This is a genomic window from Micromonospora musae (genome assembly GCF_003626635.1).
In the GTDB taxonomy this organism is placed as follows: domain Bacteria; phylum Actinomycetota; class Actinomycetes; order Mycobacteriales; family Micromonosporaceae; genus Micromonospora; species Micromonospora musae.
Genome location: NZ_RAZT01000002.1, coordinates 514689 through 537313, shown reverse-complemented (window position 1 = coordinate 537313; position 22625 = coordinate 514689). Strand labels below are relative to the sequence as shown.

22 protein-coding genes are annotated in these 22625 nt (G+C 71.1%); 12 read left to right on the top strand and 10 right to left on the bottom strand.

Annotation, left to right across the window (positions count from 1 at the left end; translation table 11 throughout):
• Positions 1–54: 54 nt before the first annotated feature.
• On the bottom strand, positions 55–1011 hold the full coding sequence (locus D7044_RS05365; protein ID WP_120688151.1) for a helix-turn-helix domain-containing protein: 957 nt from the start codon (positions 1009–1011) through the stop codon (positions 55–57).
• 97 nt (positions 1012–1108) lie between these two features.
• Here D7044_RS05365 and D7044_RS05360 point away from each other — a divergent pair, with 97 nt between their 5' ends.
• Positions 1109–2155, top strand: a complete 1047-nt coding sequence (locus tag D7044_RS05360; RefSeq protein ID WP_120688236.1) for a saccharopine dehydrogenase family protein — start codon at positions 1109–1111, stop codon at positions 2153–2155.
• A 43-nt stretch (positions 2156–2198) separates the two neighbouring features.
• On the opposite strand, the gene D7044_RS05355 is transcribed toward D7044_RS05360, so the two are convergent.
• Both D7044_RS05355 and D7044_RS05350 read right to left on the bottom strand, forming a co-directional pair.
• Positions 2199–2870: a TMEM175 family protein gene (locus D7044_RS05355; protein WP_233564873.1), complete on the bottom strand. Its 672-nt coding sequence runs from the start codon at positions 2868–2870 to the stop codon at positions 2199–2201.
• A 92-nt stretch (positions 2871–2962) separates the two neighbouring features.
• Positions 2963–3976, bottom strand: a complete 1014-nt coding sequence (locus D7044_RS05350; protein ID WP_120684166.1) for an alcohol dehydrogenase catalytic domain-containing protein — start codon at positions 3974–3976, stop codon at positions 2963–2965.
• A gap of 152 nt (positions 3977–4128) precedes the next feature.
• On the opposite strand from D7044_RS05350, the gene D7044_RS05345 reads away from it, so the two are divergent.
• The 5 genes from D7044_RS05345 (at position 4129) to D7044_RS05325 (ending at position 8409) form a co-directional block, all read left to right on the top strand.
• Complete coding sequence (locus D7044_RS05345) at positions 4129–5100, top strand: aldo/keto reductase (protein WP_120688150.1); 972 nt, start codon at positions 4129–4131, stop codon at positions 5098–5100.
• Between the two features lie 137 nt (positions 5101–5237).
• The gene (locus D7044_RS05340) at positions 5238–5660 is read left to right on the top strand and encodes a TOBE domain-containing protein (protein ID WP_120688149.1); all 423 of its coding nucleotides are present in this window, start codon (positions 5238–5240) and stop codon (positions 5658–5660) included.
• A complete protein-coding gene (modA, locus tag D7044_RS05335; protein ID WP_120688148.1) occupies positions 5657–6454 on the top strand; it encodes a molybdate ABC transporter substrate-binding protein in 798 nt (265 codons plus the stop codon). Before D7044_RS05340 ends, modA begins: the two co-directional genes overlap by 4 nt.
• A 3-nt stretch (positions 6455–6457) precedes the next feature.
• Positions 6458–7303 (top strand): ABC transporter permease, encoded by an 846-nt coding sequence (locus D7044_RS05330; protein ID WP_120688147.1) that lies wholly within the window; start codon positions 6458–6460, stop codon positions 7301–7303.
• On the top strand, positions 7300–8409 hold the full coding sequence (locus tag D7044_RS05325; RefSeq protein ID WP_120688146.1) for an ABC transporter ATP-binding protein: 1110 nt from the start codon (positions 7300–7302) through the stop codon (positions 8407–8409). The genes D7044_RS05330 and D7044_RS05325 overlap by 4 nt, the downstream gene beginning before the upstream one ends.
• A 55-nt stretch (positions 8410–8464) precedes the next feature.
• Here D7044_RS05325 and D7044_RS05320 read toward each other — a convergent pair whose 3' ends face one another.
• The 4 genes from D7044_RS05320 to D7044_RS05305 form a co-directional block, all read right to left on the bottom strand.
• A complete protein-coding gene (locus D7044_RS05320) occupies positions 8465–8908 on the bottom strand; it encodes a MerR family transcriptional regulator (RefSeq protein ID WP_120688145.1) in 444 nt (147 codons plus the stop codon).
• Complete coding sequence (locus D7044_RS05315) at positions 8908–10407, bottom strand: SulP family inorganic anion transporter (RefSeq protein WP_120688144.1); 1500 nt, start codon at positions 10405–10407, stop codon at positions 8908–8910. Before D7044_RS05315 ends, D7044_RS05320 begins: the two co-directional genes overlap by 1 nt.
• Positions 10408–10610: 203 nt before the next feature.
• A complete protein-coding gene (locus D7044_RS05310; protein WP_199716483.1) occupies positions 10611–12083 on the bottom strand; it encodes an MFS transporter in 1473 nt (490 codons plus the stop codon).
• 233 nt (positions 12084–12316) lie between these two features.
• Positions 12317–13738, bottom strand: a complete 1422-nt coding sequence (locus D7044_RS05305) for an aldehyde dehydrogenase family protein (protein ID WP_120688142.1) — start codon at positions 13736–13738, stop codon at positions 12317–12319.
• 114 nt (positions 13739–13852) lie between these two features.
• Here D7044_RS05305 and D7044_RS05300 point away from each other — a divergent pair, with 114 nt between their 5' ends.
• Together D7044_RS05300 and D7044_RS05295 are read left to right on the top strand one after the other, a co-directional pair.
• Entirely contained in the window at positions 13853–14428 is a 576-nt protein-coding gene (locus D7044_RS05300) for a TetR/AcrR family transcriptional regulator (RefSeq protein ID WP_120688141.1), read from the top strand.
• Between the two features lie 259 nt (positions 14429–14687).
• Complete coding sequence (locus D7044_RS05295; RefSeq protein ID WP_120688140.1) at positions 14688–17342, top strand: M14 family zinc carboxypeptidase; 2655 nt, start codon at positions 14688–14690, stop codon at positions 17340–17342.
• Positions 17343–17442: 100 nt separating this feature from the next.
• On the opposite strand, the gene D7044_RS05290 is transcribed toward D7044_RS05295, so the two are convergent.
• Positions 17443–18549: a DNA glycosylase AlkZ-like family protein gene (locus D7044_RS05290; RefSeq protein ID WP_199716482.1), complete on the bottom strand. Its 1107-nt coding sequence runs from the start codon at positions 18547–18549 to the stop codon at positions 17443–17445.
• Positions 18550–18639: 90 nt separating this feature from the next.
• Between D7044_RS05290 and D7044_RS05285 the strand changes: the two genes are divergently transcribed.
• Together D7044_RS05285 and D7044_RS05280 are read left to right on the top strand one after the other, a co-directional pair.
• The gene (locus D7044_RS05285) at positions 18640–19065 is read left to right on the top strand and encodes an RrF2 family transcriptional regulator (RefSeq protein ID WP_120684189.1); all 426 of its coding nucleotides are present in this window, start codon (positions 18640–18642) and stop codon (positions 19063–19065) included.
• A 52-nt stretch (positions 19066–19117) separates the two neighbouring features.
• Positions 19118–20329, top strand: coding sequence for a globin domain-containing protein (locus D7044_RS05280; RefSeq protein WP_233564872.1), 1212 nt, complete (start codon positions 19118–19120; stop codon positions 20327–20329).
• A gap of 135 nt (positions 20330–20464) precedes the next feature.
• On the opposite strand, the gene D7044_RS05275 is transcribed toward D7044_RS05280, so the two are convergent.
• On the bottom strand, positions 20465–21115 hold the full coding sequence (locus tag D7044_RS05275) for a helix-turn-helix transcriptional regulator (RefSeq protein WP_158609957.1): 651 nt from the start codon (positions 21113–21115) through the stop codon (positions 20465–20467).
• A 45-nt stretch (positions 21116–21160) separates the two neighbouring features.
• On the opposite strand from D7044_RS05275, the gene D7044_RS05270 reads away from it, so the two are divergent.
• Positions 21161–21607 carry a group III truncated hemoglobin gene (locus tag D7044_RS05270; RefSeq protein ID WP_199716481.1) on the top strand — a complete coding sequence of 149 codons (447 nt, stop codon included), beginning with the start codon at positions 21161–21163 and terminating at the stop codon, positions 21605–21607.
• Between the two features lie 9 nt (positions 21608–21616).
• Positions 21617–22045, top strand: a complete 429-nt coding sequence (locus D7044_RS05265; protein WP_120688138.1) for a hypothetical protein — start codon at positions 21617–21619, stop codon at positions 22043–22045.
• A 16-nt stretch (positions 22046–22061) separates the two neighbouring features.
• Here D7044_RS05265 and D7044_RS05260 read toward each other — a convergent pair whose 3' ends face one another.
• Positions 22062–22607 (bottom strand): DUF488 domain-containing protein, encoded by a 546-nt coding sequence (locus tag D7044_RS05260; protein WP_120688137.1) that lies wholly within the window; start codon positions 22605–22607, stop codon positions 22062–22064.
• Positions 22608–22625 lie beyond the last annotated feature (18 nt).

The following is a 22625-nucleotide window of genomic DNA, read 5'->3' as shown; positions in this document are numbered from 1 at the left end:
AACCACGACCCGGGCGGGTGGGTCCCGGCCGTCGCGGCGTCCGACGGTGGTACGTCACCAACCGGCTGCCGGAGCGGCGCTGCGGAAGGTGCGACGGTAGGCGTCCGGCGGTACCCCGACGGTGCGGTGGAAGTGCCGGCGCAGCGTGGTGGCGGTGCCCATGCCGGCCGCCTCCGCGATGGCGTCGATGCCGTCGTCGGTCTGCTCCAGCAGCTCCTGGGCCCGGCGGACCCGCTGCGTGGAGAGCCACTGCAGCGGCGTGGTGCCGGTCGCCGACCTGAAGTGGCGGACCAGGTTGCGCGAGCTCATGTTCGCCTGGCGGGCCAGATCCTCCACGGTCAGTGGACGGTTCAGCCGCTCCATCGCCCACGGAAAGAGGCCGGCGAGGGGATGGTCGTCGCGGGCGGGCACCGGGGTGGTGACGAACTGGGCCTGACCGCCGGCGCGATGCGGCGGTACGACCAGGCGGCGGGCCACCGCGTTGGCGACCGTCGAGCCGTGGTCGCGGCGGATCAGGTGCAGGCAGAGGTCGATCGCGGCGGCCTTGCCGGCGGAGGCGAGCACGGTGCCGTTGTCGACGTAGAGCACGTCCGGGTCGACCTCCACCTGCGGGTAGCGGGCGGCCAGCACCTCGGTGTGCGCCCAGTGCGTCGTCGCCCGCAGCCCGTCGAGCACCCCGGCGGCGGCCAGCACGAACGCGCCGGTGCAGAACGAGACGAGCCGAGCGCCCGCCTCGTGCGCGGCGCGGACGGCGTCCAGCAGGTCGGGTGGCACGTCCGCGTCGACGTCCTCGATGGCCGGGATGATCACGGTGTCGGCGCGGGCCAGCCGGTCCAACCCGTCGTCGGGCTCCATCCGGAACCGGCCGACCCCGACCGGGCCGGGGCCGCAGACCACGAGGTCGTACCACGGGTCGGCCAGGCCGGACGGGTCGTGGACGAAGATCTCGCAGGCCATGGCGAGTTCGAAGTGCAGCATTCCGTCGGTGGCGGCGAGCGCGACAGTAGCCATGTCCGAAATTGTATGGCGCATGGCGTTCCAGACACTCGCCCGCGCCGCCCGCTGCGCAGAGGATCTTCTCAGTCGATCTTCTGAGGAGGAAGTGCAGATGATTACGGGGCAGACCGTGGCGGTGTTCGGCGCGTACGGGCACACCGGGCGGTTCGTGGTGACGGAGTTGCGCGATCGCGGGTTCACCCCGCTTCTGCTCGGCCGGGACGCGGACAAGCTCCAGGCGCTGGCGGCGTCGCATCCGGGGCTCGAACACCGGGTGGCGTCGGTCGACGACCCGGCCTCGCTCGACGCAGCGGTGAAGGGCGCGGACGCGGTCATCAACTGCGCCGGCCCGTTCGCCTCGACGGGCGGGCCGGTCATCGAGGCCGCCCTGCGCGCCGGGATCCCGTACCTGGACGTGGCGGCCGAGATCGAGGCGAACCTCGACACCTTCACGCACTACGCCGACCGGGCGTGCGACGCAGGCGTCGCGGTGGTCCCGGCGATGGCCTTCTTCGGCGGGCTCGGCGACCTGCTCGTGACCACCGCGATGGGCGACTGGACGACGGCCGACGAGGCGCACGTCGCGTACGGACTGAGCAGCTGGCACCCCACGGCCGGAACCCTCGCCTCCGGCACCGTCTCCCGCGACCGCCGCGACGGCCGACGGGTCCGCTACACCGGCGGGCGGCTGGAGTACTACCTCGACGAGAGCGACCTGCCGGCGCTGAACTGGGACTTCCCGGCGCCGGCGGGCCCGCGGACCGTCCTCGACGGCTTCACGATGGCCGACGTCGTCACCGTCCCCAGCCATCTCTCCATCCCCGAGGTGCGCACCTACATGACCACCGACGCGGCCCGCGACCTGGCCGCCGCCGACGCGCCACCGACCGCGGTCGACGAGCGCGGCCGCTCCGCCCAGACGTTCACCGTCGACGTCGTCGTGCGCTCCGGCGACACGCGACGGCGCGTCGTCGCCAGCGGTCAGGACATCTACGCCGTCAGCGCGCCGCTGGTGGTCGAGGCGCTGCACCGCGTTCTCGACGGTCGTTGCCGGACGACCGGCGTCGCCTCCGCCGGCGCGATCTTCGACGCGCCGGACTTCCTCCGCGCGCTCTCCGCCTACGTCTCGGTCGAGCAGCTCCCCGAGTCGCGGGCGTGAGGGCCCGCCTGGCCGGCCCAACTAGCCCTCGGGCGGCGGGCGGTCAGGGGAGGCTTTCGCGGGCGCGCTTGACGCTGGCGATCTCGCCCTTGATGGGCAGCCAGTAGAAGGGGATGAAGGCGGCGACCAGCACCAGGCCGAGGAGGGGATGCAGTACGCCCAGCCCCGTCCCCACGGCGATCCACACCGGTGCCGGGCGGAACCGTCTGCTGATCGCCCTCGCGCCGGCCACGTCGATGGTCGGCGCGAGGAGGCGCCGGCCGTGCCGCGCGTACTCCCAGATGACGTTGAAGAGGATGGCCGCCCCCACGTAGGAGATCCCGTAGAAGACGATGGCGGTCCGCTCCCCGTGGCCGGACTCGAAGGCGCCGGCCAGGACGGCGGAGGCGAACGGCAGGAACGCGATGTGCATCAGCAGCAGGGTGTTGAGCAGCAGCACCAGGCGGTCCGCCGAATGGATGTGATCGAACATGACGTGGTGGTTCACCCACATCTGCCCGATGAGCAGGAAGGTGATCCCGTAGGCCGTGTACGAGGGCCAGAGCTCGCCGAGCCCCTTGAGCAGGTCACGGGTGTCGTCCGGCGGGCGGATCTCCAGGACGAGCAGGGTGATGGCGATGGCGATGACTCCGTCGCTGAACGCGACGACCCGCCGTGGATCCCGCTCCGCGCCGATCGGGGTGCTGGTCCGTGCGTCGTCCCTCGCGGGAGCCATCTCGGACCTCCTCGGCGGATACCGGACGCGGTCAGCAACCGGGCCGACCTTCCCGCTGCCGCCCGATGCAAACCGCGCCCACCGCCGGTCGGTCAGTCGAAGGTGATGACCGACCGTCTGCCGGAGGAGCCCTGGGCCATGCCGTCGAGCGCCGCGTTGACGTCGGGCAGACCGATCGGGGTGACCTCGGGCAGGATGCCGTGCGCCGCCGAGAACTCGAGGGTGTCGCGCAGGTCGTGCGGGGAGCCGGACGGGTTGACCATCACGTGCAGCCGGTTGAGGACCATCACCCGGGTGGGCAGGATCAGCGGCTCCGGGTCGTACCCGCAGAGCACGAGCCAGCCGTCGGGCGCCAGGCCGGTGATGGTCGCCGCCGCGGCGGAGGTCGACGGCGAGGCGTTGACGACGAGGTTCGCGCCGCAGTTGTCCCAGGCTTTGAGGGCTTCGCCCGGATCGGTGTCCTGGGTGGCGATGAACCGCTCGGCGCCCAGCTCCCGCGCCGCCGCCTCGCCCCGGTGCGACCGGCCGATGACTGTCACCCGGGCGCCCATGGCGACGGCGTAGCGTACCGCCAGCGTGCCGACGCCGCCGGTGCCGATGACCGCGACGCGCGAGGTGCCGCTGATCCCGCCCTGCCGCAGGCTGTTGAAGGCGGTCAGGCCCGCGCACATCAGCGGCGCCGCCGCGACCGGGTCGAGCCCCTCCGGCAGCGGTGTCACGAAGTCAGCCTTGAGGACGGCGTACTCGGTGTATCCGCCGTCCATGACGATGCCCGTGATCCGCTTGCGCGGGCAGAGGATCTGCTCGCCGCGTACGCAGTAGTCGCAGTGGCGGCAGGAGTCGCCGAGGAACTGGGCGCCGACGGCGGTGCCGACCGGCGGCCAGGAGACGCCGGGGCCGGCGGCGGTCACCACGCCGGTGATCTCGTGGCCCGGCACGACCGGGAAACGGGCGATCGGCCAGTGTCCCTGGAGCAGGTCCAGGTCCGTGTAGCAGACCCCACACGCGGTGATCTTGACCAGGACCTCGCCCGGGCCGGGCTCGGGGACCTCGCGTTCGGTGATCGTGAGGGGCTCGTCGACGCCGGTGGCAACGGCCGTGAGCATGGGTGAACCTCAATTCCGTTATCCCTTTGTGATGATCGTAGTGCGGGAGGGTCCGGACGGAGGCGGCAACGGTTCCGACGGGGGTGGCCGCCGTTGGGGCGGAGTAACGTGCGCACCGACGGGTCATCCCCTCGGCCCATGATGGAGGAATCGTGCAGTACGTGCGGCTGGGCTCGACGGGTCTGGAGGTCTCCCGGGTCTGCCTGGGGACGATGAGCTACGGCGACCCGGGTCGCGGCAACCATGCCTGGTCGCTGCCCGAGGACGAGGCCCGTCCGTTCATCCGGCAGGCGCTCGACGCGGGGATCAACTTCTTCGACACCGCGAACGTCTACTCCGACGGCAGCAGCGAGGAGATCGTGGGCCGGGCGCTGAAGGACTTCGCGCGCCGTGACGAGGTCGTTCTCGCCACCAAGGTGCACGGTCGGATGCGTCCCGGCCCGAACGGCGCCGGCCTGTCCCGCAAGGCGATCAACGCCGAGATCGACAACAGTCTTCGCCGGCTCGGGACCGATTACGTCGACCTCTACCAGATCCACCGCTTCGACCACGCGACGCCGATCGAGGAGACGCTCGAGGCCCTGCACGACCTCGTGAAGGCGGGCAAGGTTCGGTACCTCGGCGCGTCCTCCATGCACGCGTGGCAGTTCGCCAAGGCGCTCTACCTGGCCGACCTGAACGGCTGGACGAGGTTCGTCTCGATGCAGAACCACTACAACCTGCTGTACCGCGAGGAGGAGCGGGAGATGCTGCCGCTCTGCGCGGACCAGGGCATCGCGACGATCCCGTGGAGCCCGCTCGCCCGCGGCAAGCTGACCCGCGACTGGGGCGCGAGCACCACCCGCACCGAGTCGGACGAGTTCGGCCGCACCCTCTACGGCGGCCACGAGGAGACCGACCGGCGGATCGTGGAGACGGTCGCGACGATCGCCGAGAACCGGGGTGTGTCCCGCGCGCAGATCGCGCTGGCCTGGGTGGCCGGTCGGGTCACCGCGCCGATCGTCGGCGCGACCAAGCCGTACCACCTCGACGACGCCGTCGCCGCGCTCGACATCGAGCTGACCGACGAGGAGATCAAGGCGCTCGAGGCGCCCTACCGGCCACGTCCGGTGGCCGGCTTCTAGGGCAGCTCAGCTCCGGCGCCACCCGGCGCGGGCCGAACGCCGCCCGCAGATGCGGCTCGGCTACGAGCCAACTCGCTGCACATGCAGCCCGTTCCGGCCCTTCTGGGTTGCAGGCTCCGTCCGCTACCGTGTCCCTCGTGACGGTGTTTCGGATGAGTGAAGCGGCCGAACTGCTCGGCGTCAGCGTGGACACGGTTCGGCGCTGGGTGGATGCCGGACGGCTCGCCGCGAGTCGGGACGAGCAGGGACACCGGGTGGTCGACGGGGTCGACCTCGCCGCGTTCGTGCGGACGCAGTCCGCCGACCCGGAGGGCCGCGAGGAGTCCTCGGCGCGCAACCGGCTGCGCGGCATCGTCACGTCCGTGGTCAAGGACGCCGTCATGGCGCAGGTGGACATCCAGGCCGGCCCCTTCCGGGTGGTGTCGCTGATGAGCCGCGAGGCCGTCGACGAATTGGGTCTGGAGGTCGGCACGGTGGCGGTCGCCGTGATCAAGTCGACGAACGTCGTCGTGGAGAAGCCGACGGTGATCGCGGCGAGCAGAGGGAGGAGCAGCTCGTGAGGACCCGACGATTTCGCACCGTACTGGCGACCGTCGCCGCGCTGGCGGTGGTGGGTCTGGCCGGTTGCGGTGGCGAGGACTCCACCGGCACGCAGCCGGGCAACGCGAACTCCGGCGTCACCGGTGACGTCACCGTCTTCGCCGCCGCGTCGCTGACCGAGTCGTTCACGAAGCTCGGCAAGGATTTCGAGGCGGCCAACCCGGGGACGACCGTCACCTACAGCTTCGCCGGCAGCTCCGCGCTCGCCACCCAGATCAACCAGGGCGCCCCGGCCGACGTCTTCGCCTCCGCCGCCCCGGCGAACATGAAGACCGTCACCGACGAGGGCAACGGCGACGGTACGCCGACGACCTTCGTGAAGAACCAGCTCGTCATCGCCGTACCCAAGGGAAACCCCGGCGGGATCAGCGGCCTGAGGGATCTGACCGAGCCGGACGTGAAGGTCGCGCTCTGCGCCGAGCAGGTCCCGTGCGGCGCCGCGGCGAAGAAGGCGCTCGACGCGGCCGGGGTGGAGCTGACGCCGGTCACCCTCGAGCAGGACGTCAAGGCCGCGCTGTCGAAGGTCAAGCTCGGTGAGGTCGACGCCGCGCTGGTCTACCGCACCGACGCGAAGTCCGCCGCCGCGGACGTCGACGGCGTCGAGTTCCCCGAGTCGGCCGGAGCGATCAACGAGTACCCGATCGTCGTACTGAAGAACGCGCCCAACAAGCCGGCCGCACAGGCCTTCGTCGAGTACGTGCTCTCCGACCCGGGTCGGGCCGTGCTCACCACGGCCGGGTTCCAGGCCCCGTAGCCGATGCCCCAGCTCGACACCACCGTGGCGCGGCCCCGACCGGCCGCGCCACGGCATCGGCCCCGCCGCGTCGGTCGGATCCCACTGGCCCTGCTCCTGCCGGCCCTGCTCGGGCTGCTCTTCCTCGTGCTACCGCTGGCCGGTCTGCTCGTCCGCGCCCCGTGGACGACGCTGCCGCAGCGGCTCACCGAGCCGGGCGTACTCACCGCGCTCCGGCTCTCCCTGCTGACCGCCACCCTCGCGACCCTGCTCTGCCTGGCGCTCGGCGTACCGCTGGCGTGGCTGCTCGCCCGGATCGAGTTCCCCGGCCGGCGGATCGTGCGCGCCCTGGTCACCGTGCCGCTCGTCCTGCCGCCGGTGGTCGGCGGCGTGGCCCTGCTGCTCGTCTTCGGCCGCCGTGGGCTGCTCGGCTCCTGGCTCGACACCACGTTCGGCGTCACCCTGCCCTTCACCACCACCGGGGTGGTGCTCGCCGAGGCGTTCGTCGCCATGCCCTTCCTGGTCATCGCCGTCGAGGGGGCGCTGCGCGGCGCCGACAGCCGGTACGAGGAGGCCGCCGCCACCCTCGGCGCGAACCGCTGGACCACCTTCACCCACGTCACGCTGCCGCTCGTGGCGCCCGGGATCGCGGCCGGCGCCGTGCTGTGCTGGGCGCGGGCGTTGGGTGAGTTCGGCGCCACCATCACCTTCGCCGGCAACTTCCCGGGTCGTACGCAGACCATGCCGCTCGCCGTCTACCTCGCCCTGGAGACCGACCTGGAGGCCGCCATCGTGCTCAGCCTCATCCTGCTCACCGTCTCCGTGGCGATCCTGGCCACCCTCCGCGACCGTTGGATCAGTGCCCCGTGACCGTCGACCTCACCGTCCACGCGGCGCGGCAGCGGGTTTCCGAGCCGCTGCTCGACGCCCGTCTCGTCGTGGATCGCGGTGGCTTCCGGCTCGACCTGCCGTTGACGATCGACTCCGGTGAGGTCGTCGCCCTCCTCGGACCCAACGGCGCCGGCAAGACCACCGCACTGCGGGCGCTCGCCGGACTGCTCGCCCTGTCGGACGGGCATCTCACCCTCGCCGGGCAGGTGCTCGACGGGCCCAGCAGCCGGAGCTGGGTTCCCACCGAGCAACGCCCGATCGGTGTGGTCTTCCAGGACTACCTGCTCTTTCCGCACCTCAACGCGTTGGACAACGTCGCGTTCGGCCCCCGCCGGCACGGACTGGACCGGCGACAGGCGCGGCGGCAGGCGGCCGACTGGCTGCACCGGATGGGGCTCGCCGAGCACGCCCGCCGCAAGCCACGCCAGCTCTCCGGCGGGCAGGCCCAGCGGGTCGCCCTCGCCCGGGCCCTCGCGGTCGATCCGGCGCTGCTGCTGCTCGACGAACCGCTCGCCGCTCTCGACGCCCGCACCCGGCTCGACACCCGCGCCCAGCTCCAGCGCCACCTCGCCGAGCATCCCGGCGCCACCCTGCTGGTCACGCACGACCCGCTCGACGCTCTCGTCCTCGCCGACCGGCTCGTCATCATCGAGCACGGTCAGGTGGTCCAGGAAGGCGACGCCGCCACCATCACCGCGCAGCCCCGCACCGACTACGTCGCCCGGCTCGTCGGTCTCAACCTCTTCCGCGGTCACGCCCGCGGGCAGACGGTGCTGCTCGCCGACGGGTTCCGGCTGACGACGGCCGAGCAGCACGACGGCGACGTCTTCGTCGCCTTCCCGCCGTCAGCCGTCGCCCTGCACCCGGACCGCCCCGCCGGCAGCCCCCGCAACACCTGGCCCGCCGCCATCAGCGGGATCCAGCCGAACGGCGACAACCTCCGGGTCCAGCTCTCCGGCCCGATCGAGGTCGCCGCCGACATCACCCCGCTCGCCGCCGCCCAGCTGCACCTCGTGCCCGGCCAGCGGGTCTGGGCGGCCGTGAAGGCCACCGAGACCCGCACCTACCCGGCCGCGCCGGCCTAACCGGACGGACGGACGGCGGGTCGTCGAGCGAGGCTCGGAATGGGCGGCGGGCTGGTCAGCCACCTCGGTGCTGGTCGAGTCTGCTGTGCAGGGTGGCGGCGAACTCCTCGGCCATGGCGAGCTGGTCGCGTAGCGCGGTGACCCGGGCGGTCGCGGTGCTGTGGAACAGGTTGAGCCGGTCGAGCAGCTCGTCGTGGTCGCGGCCGGTGGCGGTGTCCAGGGCGTCGAGGACGGCGAGCAGGGCACGCATCTCCTCGAGGGTGAAGCCGAGCGGTTTCATCCGTCTGACCACGACGAGGCGATCCAGGTCGGCGTCGGTGTAGAGCCGGAAGCCGCCCTCGCTGCGGGCGGAGGGCACGACCAGGCCGGCCTCCTCGTAATGGCGGATGGTGCGGATGCTGAGCCTGACGCGCTCGGCGGCCTCCCCGATCTGCATCAACCGGCCCGATGCCGGGCCGGAGCTCTGCTCCGACTCGGCGGGGCGCTCGGCGGTGGCCATCAGTGACCGGCGCCGAGTCGACCGGCGAGGGTGCCGTGAATGCGGGCGCTCGGCTGGTTCAGCTCGACGATCTCGACGCTCTTGCCCCGGGCGGCGTACTTCGTGCTGATGGCGTCCAGCGCGGCGACGGAGGAGGCGTCCCAGACGTGGGCGCGGCTCATGTCGATCACCACGTTGTCGGGGTCGCCGGCGTAGTCGAACTGCCCCACCAGGTCGTTGCTGGAGGCGAAGAAGAGCTCGCCGTGGACGGAGTAGATCCGCGTCGTCCCCTCCGGATCGAGGACGCTTGTCACCTCGACCAGGCGGGCGACCTGGCGAGCGAAGATCACCATGGCGGTGAGCACGCCGACGACGACCCCGACGGCGAGGTTGTGGGTGGCGAGCGTGACCGCGACGGTGGCCAGCATGACGATCGTCTCGCCGTACGGCATCCGCTTCAGCGTCCGCGGCGCGATCGAGTGCCAGTCGAAGGTCGAGACCGCGACGATGATCATCACAGCGACCAGCGCTGCCATCGGGATGACGGCGACCACGTCGCCGAGCAGTACGACCAGGACCAGCAGGAACACGCCCGCCAGGAAGGTGGAGAGACGGGTCCGCGCCCCGGAGGCCTTCACGTTGATCATCGTCTGCCCGATCATCGCGCAGCCGCCCATGCCGCCGAAGAAGCCGGTGACGATGTTCGCGACGCCCTGCCCCCACGACTCGCGGGTCTTGTTCGAGTGCGTGTCGGTGAGGTCGTCGACGAGCTTGGCGGTCATCAGCGACTCCATCAGCCCGACCAGCGCGATGCCCAGGGCATAGGGAGCGATCAGGGTGAGGGTGTCCAGGGTCCAGGGCGCCTGCGGCAACCCGAACGTGGGCAGGCTCTCCGGCAGGGCGCCCTCGTCGCCCACGGTCGGCACGGCGACCTTGGCGACCACCGTGACGACGGTCAACACGACGATCGCGACCAGCGGGGCCGGGACCGCGCGGGTGAGCCGGGGGAGTAGCACGATGATGGCGAGCGCCAGCGCGACGAGGGGGTAGACCAGCCACGGCACACCGAGCAGCTGGGGGAGCTGCGCGGTGAAGATCAGAATGGCGAGGGCGTTGACGAAGCCGACCATGACGCTGCGCGGAATGAACCGCATCAGCTTCGCCACCCCGAGCACGGCGAGCAGGACCTGGATCGCGCCCCCGAGGATCACCGCCGCGACGAGGTAGTTCAGGCCGTGCTCCTTGGCCAGCGGTCCGACGACGAGGGCGACGGCGCCGGTCGCCGCGGAGATCATCGCCGGACGGCCGCCGCAGATCGCGATGGTGACCGCCATGGTGAACGAGGCGAAGAGGCCGACGCGCGGATCGACCCCGGCCAGGATCGAGAAGGAGATCGCCTCGGGGATCAGGGCGAGAGCGACGACCAGGCCGGCGAGGACCTCGGTGCGCAACACCCTGGGGGAGAGCCAGGACGGGCGGGGCAGGCGCGGTCGGGTGACCGCGGACAGTGCAGCAGACATGCAGCCATTTCCACTCGAAGCGCACCTGTGGGCGCGCGGCGACCGCGCCCCGGCCGGAGCGGACGGCCACGAAACGATCAGCGACGACGCGTCTCGTTCCCCCGAGCCGCGACACGGTCGTCAGGGGAGCGCATGCCACGCCCTGACGACCTCGACCGACCCTACCCTTCCGTAAGGGGAGGGTTGACCGGACGTGGTGATCATCACCGACCGGACGCCGTCCCGCGCCAGCGCAGCTGTCCCGCCTGCCCGTGTCGGGGTTCGGTGTGCAAGGGCGCCCGTCCGCCGTCTGCTCGCCGGTTCGAGGGCAGCAGCAGGGCCGTCGCGGTGGCGAGCAGGGCGGCGGCGAACGCGCTGAGGAACACGGTGCGGAAGGCGCCCTCGGTGGGGACGCTGGCACCCTGGAAGACCGTCACCCCGGTGGTCAGGATCATTCCGAGTACGGCGCCGGACGACGCGGTGCCCAGCGACCTCATCAGGGTGTTGAGGCCATTGGCAGCTGCCGTCTGGGCGGCCGGTACGGCGGTCATGACCAGCAGCGGCATCGCCGCGTAGGCCAACCCGACCCCGGCGCCGATGATGCAGCTGGTGAGCACCAGCTGCCAGGGCGTGTGCCTGAGGAGCAGGCTCAGCGACCAACCGCAGGTGACCACCGCGCAGCCCGTCGCCAGGGTGATCCGCGCGCCGAACCGTTCGGACAGGCGCGACGACAGCGGTGCGGACAGCAGCATGACGACCCCCGAGGGCGCCAGGCACAGGCCGGCGGCCAGGGGCGACAGGCCGAGCCCGTAGTGAGTGCCGGTGGGCAGTTGCAGCAGCTGGCTCATCGAGTACGCCAGGGCGTAGGTGGCGTAACCCACCAGGATCGCGGTCACGTTGGTGACGAGCACCCGCCGGGCGGACGACACCCGCAGGTCCACCAGCGGGTGGGGTCGCAGCCACTCCCACCGACCCCACCAGGCGAGCACCACCACGGCGGCCAGGAACAGTCCACCGACGCGCGGGCTCGTCCAGCCCCACTCGCCGCCCTGGGACAGTGCCAGCAGCAGGGCGACCAGGCCCAGTGCGAGCCCGACGGCTCCGCCGGTGTCCATCGGAACGACCGTTTTGGAGCGGGACGGCCGGGGCACGGCGATCCACACCCCGACGAGCGCCACCAGGCTCAGCGCCGCGAAGGCCCAGTAGAGCAGATGCCAGGAGGCGCTCTGGATCAGCAGTGCGGCGCCAGGGAGCGCCAGCGCCGCGCCGACGCCGACCATGGAGCTGAGTAGCGCGGTGGCCGTGGCGACCCGGGCCGCCGGAAGTAGCTCTCGCAGGAGGCTGATGCCCACCGGGATCGCTCCGAGCGCGCAACCCTGGATCGCGCGTCCCGCCACCACGGTCGGCAGCGTGTCGCCGAAGGCGCACAAGAGGGAGCCGGTGAACAGTGCCCCAAGTGTCCACAGCAAAACGCGACGCTTGCCGAACATGTCCCCGAGCCGCCCGACGACCGGGTTCGCCGCCGCCCCGGCGACCAGGGCGGCGGTGATCGCCCAGGCCGCGCCGGACGCCGAGGTGTGCAGGAGGTGGGGCAGCAGCGGTACGAGGGGAACCATGGCGGTCTGGGCCATCGAGGTCATCAGGCCTGCGAAGGCCAGGGCGGCGACGACTGCTCCTGCGGTGGGCGCGGTGCCCACGGCCCGGGCCCCACGGAGGTGCGAGCCGAGAGTTCGGGGAGTGTGAGTCACGATCGTGCGTCTTTCTCTCTCGCGCGGTGGACGACGGCTCGGCCGGCTCCGGCGCGACGTGGGCCCGCGGCGGCCTGCGGGATCCTCGCCCAGAGCAGCCGGCGTACCCCGACAGGCGGCGAGACGCGGATCGGGTCGCGCGTAGGTGACGACGGTGCGCGGCCCGATCCGGCCTCGGCCGCTCAGCGGGCGCGGTGGATGACGTGCATCTCGGTGAAGCCCTCCAGTGCCCAGCGGCCGTTCTCGACACCGATACCGCTCCACTTGATTCCGGCGAACGGCTGGTCGAAGCTCGTGGCGGTGTGGGTGTTCACCCAGGTCATGCCGGCCTCCATGCGCTCGGCCACGGCAGTGGCGCGCTCGGGGTCGCCACTCCAGACGGAGCCGCCCAGGCCGAAGTGGGTGGCGTTCGCCCGGGTCAGCGCATCCTCCACGTCGCGGTAACCGATGATCGGCAGTGCGGGCCCGAACTGCTCCTCGTCCACGATGGGCGTTCCGTCGCTGATGTCGGTGAGGATGGTGGGCTGGTAGAAGTAGCCGTTCCCCGCGATCTCGCTGCCACCGGCGGCGATGGTCGCTCCCCGGCTCACCGCGTCGCGGACCAGCGACGCCACCCGATCGCGCTGCGGACGGTTGTTGAGCGGGCCGTACTGGGTGGCGGGGTCGGCGCCGTCGCCGACGCGGGCGTTCCGGGCAAGCGCCGCGAACGCCTCGACGACCGGGGCACGCAGTGACTCGGGGACGTAGACCCGCTTCGGCGCCACACACACCTGCCCGGTGTTGGAGAAGGCGCGCGGAAAGATACCCGCGGCGACCGTGGCGGGGTCGGCATCGTCCAGCACGATGGCCGCGTCGTTGCCGCCGAGTTCCAGGGTGGTGCGCTTCAGGTCGGCCGCGGCGGCGGCCGCGATCGCCTTGCCGGTGGCGGTGGAGCCGGTGAAGCTGATCTTGCGGATAAGTGGGTGCTCCGTCATTGCGGCTCCGGCCTCGTTGCCGCCGCTGAGCACGTTCAACACGCCCGGCGGCAGTACGCCGCGCAGCACCTCTCCGAGCTTCAGGGAGGAGAGCGGCGTGAACGGCGACGGCTTGAGCACCACGGTGTTCCCGGCGGAGAGCGCCGGGGCGATCTTCGCCGTACCGATGATCAGCGGGAAGTTCCAGGGGGTGATGATCGCGACCGCCCCGAGCGGGCGGTGCGCGATCTCCACCAGCGCCTGCGCGTCGTCGCGGATCACCTGCCGTTCGAGTTGCATGTCCGCGTAGTACCGGAGGTAGGCGGCGGCGATGGCCACCTCACGAGCCGACTCGGTCAGGGGCTTGCCCTGCTCGGCGGTGAGAATCGGAGCAATCTCGTCGCGAGCTGCGTCCAGCGCGTCGGCGGCGGCGTGCAGGGCGGCTCGGCGCGCGGCCGGGTCCGAACGCCAGGCGGCGAAGGCGTCGTGCGCGGCCCGTACGGCAGCGTCGACGTCGGCCGCCGAGGCGTCCGGGGCGGTCGCGAAGACCTCGCCGGTGGCCGGGTTGACCACGTCGAACGTCGCTCGGGTGGGATAGGCCGCACCCGCGATGGTGGCCGTAATGGGCTTGGGCAGGACGAAAGCGGACATGTCACTCCTCGGGTCGACCGGCGCGCTGCCGCGTCCGGAAACCGAACGAACTAGTTCGCCAGACTACGTCGACCCGCGTCGTGTACGAACTAGTTCGTTCGTTACACTCGTCACATGGTCTACGACTCCGGCGCCACCAAGGCGCGCATCCTCGAGGCGGCGTACCGCGAGTTCGCCGCCTATGGCCTCGCCGGTGCCCGCATCGATCGGATCGCCGAGAACGCGAAGGCCAACAAGCGCGCGATCTACGAGCACTTCGGCAAGAAGGAAGATCTCTTCGACCAGGTGGTCACCGCGCGCCTCCAAGCCAGCCGCGAGGCGCTGCCGGACACCTGGGACGACCTGCCCGCGTTCGCCGGCGCGATCTTCGACCACTACGTCTCCGACCCGGACCGGCTGCGCCTGACCCTGTGGCGTCAGCTCGAACGACCCGCGCCCACCGAGCCGGAGCTCGACTACTACCGGCAGGCCCTCGCGGCGCTGGCCGCGGCCCGGCCCGACGAGTCGCTCGCCCCCGCCGACCTCTACGCGGTGCTCTGGGCCATCAACCAGGTTCTCGCGCTGACCCCGCTGGGGCTCCAGGTCGCCGACAGCGGCGGCCCATGGACCGCCGAGCGGTGGCAGCAGATGCGCGCCGCCGTCGTCGCCACCGTCGGCCGCATCGTCGAGAACCGGGCCTCGCAGCGCTGAGCTTGGGGGCCGTGACGACGCGCCGACAGCCATTGGCGAGCGCTCGTGGTCACCGTCGGTGCACCGAACTACTGTCCCAGAATTTGGTATAGGCGCGGATCAAAGGTCTCAAGATCCGCCAACCGGCGGACGAATGGCCGCGCGAGCAATCGATTTCAGGAAGATCGTCTTCATTTTGATCTTACCCAGTGGTACTGGTTGACCACCCCCGGGCATCGCCAGGACTCTATCGCCACCAGATTTCAGGCGAGGAGGCGAAATGAGGTTACGGCACGTAGCCTCCGTGGCGATCGTCACGGCCATGGTGGGGCTCGTGGCTGTCCCCGTGCAGGCCCAGGTGGGCGAGCGGGTGGCAGCCCAGACCGGCGTCAAGGTCAAAGGTGTCCCGACCCCGAAGGAATTCTTCGGCTTCGAGATGGGAGATGAGGGAAAGCTCGCCGACTTCAACAGCGTCAAACGCTACCTCAAACTCGTCGCGGACCGTTCCGAAGAGGCCGAATACCAGGTTGTCGACAAGACAACTCTCGGCAACGACTACCCGATTCTGCTGATGAGCAACAAGCACAACCTCAAGCGAATCGACCAGGTTCTCGACATCAACAAACGGCTCTCCGATCCTCGGGTCATGAAGGCCGAGGCGAAGCGGGCCGGAATCGCGGTCGACGAGTACGCGAGGCAGCTCGCGGCCAAGAGCGTGCCGGTGTACTACATCGAGGCGACGATCCACTCGACCGAGGTCGGCGCCACCCAGTCTCTGGTCAACGTCGTGCACCGGATGGCGACGGAGAACAGCGATTACACCCGGCAGGTCCTCGACAACGTGATCCTGCTCATCGTCCCGTCGCAGAATCCCGACGGGCAGCATCTCGTCATCGACCACTTCAACAAGACGGCGGGCACCGGCTACGACCGGATCTACCCGGACCTGTACCACCACTACACCGGGCACGACGACAACCGTGACTGGTTCATGATGACCCAGAAGGAGTCGCAGACCCGGGTCCGGCTCGAGCAGAAGTACCGCCCCGTCGCCCAGCACTACATGCACCAGGCGGGCGCCACCTCCCCGCGGATCTGGTCGCCGCCGTGGGACGAGCCGATGTCCGACACGTTGGACCCGATCGTGGTCTCCGCGTCCAACTCGCTCGGCATGCAGACCCAGCGTGACCTGGTGGCGGAGGGCCGCAAGGGCTCGAAGTGGAATGACGCGTACGGCATTCTGTGGAACGCCGACGTCATCGGCTACAGCCCGTTCCTCGGCACCTCGACCTGGTTGACCGAGATCGCATCCGTTCGGGATCTCGCGTACACCTACACCTCCGACAAGATCCTCGAACCCGCCGACAACACGTTGCGGTCGGTGCTGCCGTACGACAGCAAGACCTGGACGCTCAAGCAGATCGTGGAGTACGGCGCCGCGGCCGCCTACTCGGGTATGAAGACGGTCTCCAGCGACCCGAAGTCGTGGCTGTACAACAACCTCTACCTCTCGAACCGCAACAGCGAGAACTGGACCGGCGGCCCGTACGCGTACGTGGTGCCGGCGAACCAGCGGGACCCGTACGCCCTGTACGACATGTTGAAGCTCTTCGACTTCGGCCAGGCGGAGATCGACCGGGCCACGCGCTCGTTCACCGCGGGCGACAAGAAATACCCCGAGGGCTCCTACATCCTCAAGACCAGCCAGCCGATGGGTCGCTGGATCGACCAGCTGCTCCGGATCGACGAATATCCGGACAGCGCGCGTAAGTGCGCGCAGTGCCCGCTGATCATGCCGTACAGCGAGACCACCGACAATCTGGCTCTGCTCCTGGGAGTCGACGTCGACGCCGTGACCACGCCCTTCGAGGCGGCCACGACCCGGGTACGGGGCGTCGAGCCGGTGCAACAGCGGATGCCGGGCCACCCCGGCCAGCGGGGCGCCTACGTCCTCAGCCCCACCTCGTACGGCCTGGGTCAGGTCATCGCCGACCTGCAGGACGCCGGGGTGTCCGCGTACCGTGCCAAGGCCGCCGTCACGGTCGAGGGCAGGAAGCTGCCGGCCGGTGCGCTGCTCGTGCCGTCGAAGGATTCGAAGGCGCGGCAGGTGCTGACCAAGGCCAGCCAGGAGACCGGCCTGCCGGTGTACGCCACCAGCGCGGTGCCGAAGGTCGACGCGGTGAAGCTGAAGGACGACACCCGGGTGGGTCTCATCCGCGGGCCCAACAACATGCCCGGCGGGTGGATGATGTGGATGTTCGACCAGATCGGGGTGAACTACCAGGTCGTCTCCGCGGACGACTACGCCGACCTGGGCGCCAAGTACGACACCATCGTGCTCGCCCCGGGAATCTCGGCGAACAGCATCACCCGTGGTCTCGACCCCGCCAAGAATCCCCCCGAGTTCGCCTGGGCTCGCGGTGTGCCCGACGGCCTGGAGAAGCTCCAGCAGTTCGTGAATTCCGGCGGCAACCTGGTGGCGCTCGGCAGCGCGTCCGGCACGGCGGCCACGTCGCTCGGCCTGCCGGTCCAGAACGTCACGCCCACCGACCGGGCCGCCTTCAACGCGCCGGGTGCGCTGCTCAAGCAGCACTACGACGCCGACGTTCCGGCGGTCTGGGGCATGCCGGAGTCCTGGCCGACCTGGTTCAACAACGACGCGGCGTTCAAGGTGACCGGGGACGCGCAGATCGCCTCCACCTACCCGGAGGAGGAGAACCTGCTCGTCAGCGGGTACGCGCACGGCACCTCCGCCATCGGCGGCGCGGCGAACATCGCCACCTTCGACGTCGGCGAGGGTGAGGCCACCATCGCCGGCGGCCACATCACCTTCCGTACCTGGCCCCGGGCCAGCTGGACGGTGGTCACCAACGCCATGTACAACGGCGCCGGTGAGGACGTCGAAGCCGACCAGCTGGTGAAGCTCTTCCGGTAGCGCCCGCCGATCGGCTGACGCGTCCGCCCACCACCACCTCGGCTGCGGTGCCCCACCGGGTGCCGCAGCCGAGGTGGTCGGGCGTCACCGCCCAGCACGGTCAGCGTGGACTCGTCACCACCAGGGTCAGCCGGAGCCACTCGGCCAGGGCCTCGATCTCCCGCCGCACCTCGGCGGTGGTCGCGCTGGTGAACGGAGTGTCCTGGTGGATGGCGTGCACGCGCAGCACACCGGCCCTGCGGTCGGCGGCCGCATCGAGCTTCCCGACCAGCCGGTCCCCGTGCAGGATCGGCATCGCCCAGTAGCCCCAGCGCCGCTCGGCGGCTGGCTTGTACATCTCCAGTTGGTAGTCGAACTCGAACAGCTCGGCGATCCGCGTCCGGTCGAAGACGAGCCGGTCCAGCGGGGACAGCAGCGCGGTCCGGCCCGTGAAGGTCTGGTCCAGCAGTTCGGGATCGACCCGCCATCGGCCCTTCACCCCCTCGACGACGGCGGGCTCACCGGCCGCCCGAACGTCGTTCGGCTCGCCCGGGCTCACCGGCGCCCGTTCACGCGCGATGCCCAGCGACCGCAGCCGGCGCTCGTTCCGCAGCCGCATCGCCTCCTCGTACGGCACCACCTCGTCCGGGTAGATCCGTTCGGCGAGGTCCCACAGCCGGTCCTTGCCGCGCCGGCCGGCGGCGGCGACCTCGCCCCGCTGGACGAGGAAGTCGAGCAGCTTGGTGACGTTGCGGTTGTCGGTCCAGCCGGAGGAGCGCCACGGCACCACGCAGGTGTCGGGAAGCTCGCGCGAGGTCAGCGGCCCGTCGGCGCGCAGCCGGGCGAGGATGTCCAGTCGGCAGCCGTTGTTCACGGCCACCCACTCCTGCAGCTCCTCCTGCCAAACGCGTAGCGGGGGACGGCCGGGCCACTCGGCCATCTCGGCCGTGTGGAGCGCGAGGTCTTCCGGCGGCCGGACGAAGCCGTGCAGCTCCAGCAGGGTCTGCTCGTCGAGGGCGTCGCGCAGCTGCCCGGGGGAGTAGGAGTCGCCGAGGCGGCTCCACAGGACCAGGTCGGCGCTGGGCGCGACGGCCGCGGTCTGATCGTTCTGCACCAGCGTCAGCCGACGGACGACGTCGAACATCCCGGCCGGTCGGTGCGCGTCCAGGAGTTGGGCGCGCACGGCGAGGCGTCGCGCGTCGGTGCGGGACAGCGGGTGCACGGTCACCGGCCGAGCGTAGGCGGAGGGTACGACCGGCGGCGGTGACCCGACCCACAAAAGAGGAATATCAAATACCTGTTTTGTTAGGCTCCCGCTGTGCAGCTCAATCAGTCGACGGACATCGGCCTCCGAGTCGTGATGCTCCTGGGGACCCGGGGCGGTAAGACCACTGTCGACGAACTGGCGCAGTCCCTCGCGGTGCCACGGAACCACCTCGCGAAGATCGTCCAGCGGCTCCAGCACCTGGGGCTGATCGAGACGATCCGCGGGCGCGGCGGTGGCGTCCTGCTCGCGGACGGCGCGACCTCGGCGAGCATCGGCGGCCTCATCCGGCGGCTCGAAGCCGACGGCGAGGTGGTCAACTGCGACACGCCCGCCTGCCCGCTGCGGACCGGTTGCCGGCTCCGTGGTGCCCTCCGCCGCGCGCAGGAGGCCTTCTACGCCAGCCTCGACGAGGTGACCGTCGGCGATCTGCTGCATGCACCGACCCGGGACCTGCTCCTCTCGCTCACCAGCCGGTGAGCGACCGGACCCCGCCCGAGTCATCGATCCACCACAGCTGATGGGAGACCCCGTGCTGTCCTCCACGCACGAAGCGACCGTGCGCGCCACCCTTCCCGCCGTTGGCGCACACCTCGAAACGATCACCGCGCTCTTCTACGACACCATGCTCGCCGAGAACCCGGAGCTGCGGCGCCTCTTCAGCCGCAGCGCGCAGGCCAGCGGTGAGCAGCGCCGGGCGCTCGCCGGCGCCGTGATCGCCTTCGCCTCGGACCTGGTGGGCGAGGGGGCGAGCTTCGACCCGGTGATCCGCCGCATCGCCCACCGGCACGCCTCGCTCGGCATCCGCCCGGAGCAGTACACCCTCGTCGGTCGTTACCTGCTGAACGCGGTCGGCGCCGTGCTCGGCGACGCGGTCACGCCCGCGGTGGCCGCCGCCTGGGACGAGGTCTACTGGCTCTTCGCCTGCCGGCTGATCGGCCTGGAGGCGAGGTTGTACGCCCACGCCGACATCGACCCGGAGCACCCGTGGCGCGAGGTCGTGGTCAGCCACCGGCGCGAGGAGGCGCAGGACACCGTCTCGTTCGTGCTGACCAGCGCCGACGGGGCGCCGATGCCGAGCTATCGGGCAGGACAGTACGTCAGCGTCGCCGTCGATCTGCCGGACGGCGGGCGGCAGATCCGTCAGTACTCCCTCTCTCAGGCGGCCCACGGGCTGGGCGGTCTGCGGATCACCGTACGTCGGGTGCGGGGCGTCGGCGGGGCGCCGGACGGGCTCGTGTCGAGCCACCTCGTCGACAACGTCCGTACCGGGGACCGGCTGGAGGTGAGCGCCCCCTACGGCGATCTCACCCTGACCGCCGGGACCGCGCCGTTGGTGCTGGTCAGCGCCGGCGTCGGTATCACGCCGATGGCCGCCATCCTGGACCACGTATCCCGCACCGAGCCGAACCGCGACGTCGTCGTCGCGCACGCCGAACGCAGCCTCGCCCGCCACTGCCTGCGACCCGACATCATCGGCAGCGGCGCCCGACTGCGCTCCTTCCGGCACCTGGTCTGGTACGAGCGGCAGGCGCCGCACGAGGCCGACGGGTCGACCGAGGTGCGTGCCGGGCGGATCGAGGTCGACGAGATCCCGCTGGCACCGGAGGCGCAGGTGTACCTGTGCGGACCGCTGCCGTTCATGCAGGCGGTCCGGAGCCGGCTTCGGGACCGGGGCGTACCCGGTGCCCAGATCCGGTACGAGGTCTTCGGCTCCGACGCGTGGGTGGGTAGCCGCTCCTAGCGGTCCCGTCCGGGCCGGGGCTGCGCCTTCGGGCGCATGCCCCGGCTCGCGGGGCGCTGCTTCCCGGCACGAGCCGGGCATCAGCGCCCCGACCGTCCGCTGCGCCGGCGCTCGGAGCGGCGGGGCCGTTCGGCGCTAACGGATGATCTCGGCGAGGCAGACGCCGGGGCGGGCGAAGGGCGTCAGCCGGGTGGTCAGTCCCGCCGGCGTGACCGCCTCCGCGACCCCGCGCAGGAGGCCGCGGTGTACGCCGCAGACGACGTCGGGATGCTTGCGTGCCTCGTCGATGAAGGGGCACGCGCGTAGTTCGATCCGGCTGCCGGACGTACTCGTCTCGGCGGTGGGAGCGAAGCCGAGCTCCGTGAAGAGGGCGACCGAGCGGGTCGTGGCGGTGCCGAGCGGATCGCCCTCCGGGGGCGGATCGGCCGCCGCGGAGGCGTCCAGCCACTTCCGCCCGGCCTCTTCGGCCAGGCCCTCCGTGTCGGCTTCGGCCAGGCGGTCGGCCAGGATCCCGACCAGTAGCCGGTAGCCGCCGCCGGAGGTGCCGGGGCTGGTGCTGCGGTAGAGCGTCGCGGGTCGTCCCGGCCCGGTCGGCGGGCCCTGCTCCCGGGCGACGAATCCGGCGCTGGTCAGCACGTCCAGGTGGAACCGGACGGTGTTGGCGTGCAGCCCGGTGATCGTGGCCAGCTCTCGCAGGCCCATCGGCCGGCGCTGCTCGCGAAGCACGTCCAGCAGGTGTCGGCGGGTCGGGACCGCGAGTGCGCCGTAGCTCACGTGGCTGCTCACCGACCCAATATATACGATGAAGATTGTGAAAAAGGAGCGCCGGAGATGGTGACCGACATCAGCGACCGCAGCGACATCGCCGGTGTCATCACCGACTTCTACTCCCGCGCCTTCGCCGACGATCTCCTCGGGCACGTCTTCGTCGACGTCGCCAAGCTCGACCTCGACCGGCATCTGCCGATCATGTGCGACTTCTGGGAGACCGTGATCTTCAAGTCCGGCGCCTACCGGCGCAACGCCCTCCGGCTCCACCTCGACCTGCACCGGCTCGAACCGCTGACCGAACGGCACTTCGCCCGCTGGCTCGCGCTCTGGACAGCCACCATCGACGACCGGCACGCCGGGCCCCGCGCCGAGCACGCCAAGCTCCAGGCGGGCCGGATCGCCGGAGCGATGCAGCGCCGGCTGGCCGGCGACCGCAACGAGGCTCCGAGCCGCATCCCGCTGGCCGGTCCGGTCCTCCGGGCGCCCGAAGACCATCCACAGGGATAGGAGAGGTCGATGAGCCTGCCGTCAGCCCTCGCCACCGCCGTGGTCTTCGTCTGGCTCGGGATGGTGCTGGCCATCTCGTTCCTCGAAGCGCCGCTGAAGTTCCGCGCCCCCGGAGTCACGGTGCCCATCGGGCTCGGCATCGGACGACTCGTTTTCCGGGCGCTCAACGTGATCGAGTCCGGTCTCGCGCTGACCCTGCTCGCGGCCGTGCTCCTCGGCGCGCCGGCCGCCCCCGTCGTCGCGGTGACCGGCCTGGCGGCGGCGGTGCTGCTTGTGCAACTCGTCGCGGTGCGGCCCCGGCTGAACGCCCGGACCCGGCGGGTGCTCGCGGGCGAGGACGCGCCCCGCTCCGGCAGCCACCTCAACTACGTGCTGCTGGAGGTGGCGAAGGCCGCCACGCTGCTCGCCCTCGGGATCCTCCTGCTCGCCACGTCCTGATCCGGCGCGGACGCCCTCAACCGCCGGTCCACTCGACAGTGCCGTCGGAACGCAGCCGGGCACCGGCCGCCACCGGGTGCGGCGTCGACCGTCCGTCCGGCATCAGGTGGCGTACGGGCACGGCGCGGCTCAGGGTCGTGACGTCGGCGATCAGCCGGCGATGGCAGCGCCACCAGACGCTCTCGCTGCACATGATGACCGTCGGGCCCGAAGCGACCTCGTCGAGTACGAGATCCAACGCCGCCAGGAACTGTGGTGTCCGGCTGTGGGCGGCGTACGCACGGAACGCCGCAACGGTCCACCAGGTGTCGTGCTCCGGCGCGCCGGCCGGTCGATGTCGCCGGCCGCCGAGGCGCTCCTCCCAGCGGTATCCGATCCCCAGCTCCGGTAGCCACCGCGAAAGGGCGTCCCGGTGGACGTCCGGGTTGGCGCGGCTGCCGGGGAAGCGGCGCACGTCGACGACGAGCCCCACCCCGGCCCCGGCCAGCAGTCCGCCGAGCGCGTCACGGCGCAACGGTCCGTGGCCGACCGTCAGCAGGACCCCCCGCTCCGCCGTCTCCACGAGCAGATCATCCCGCGT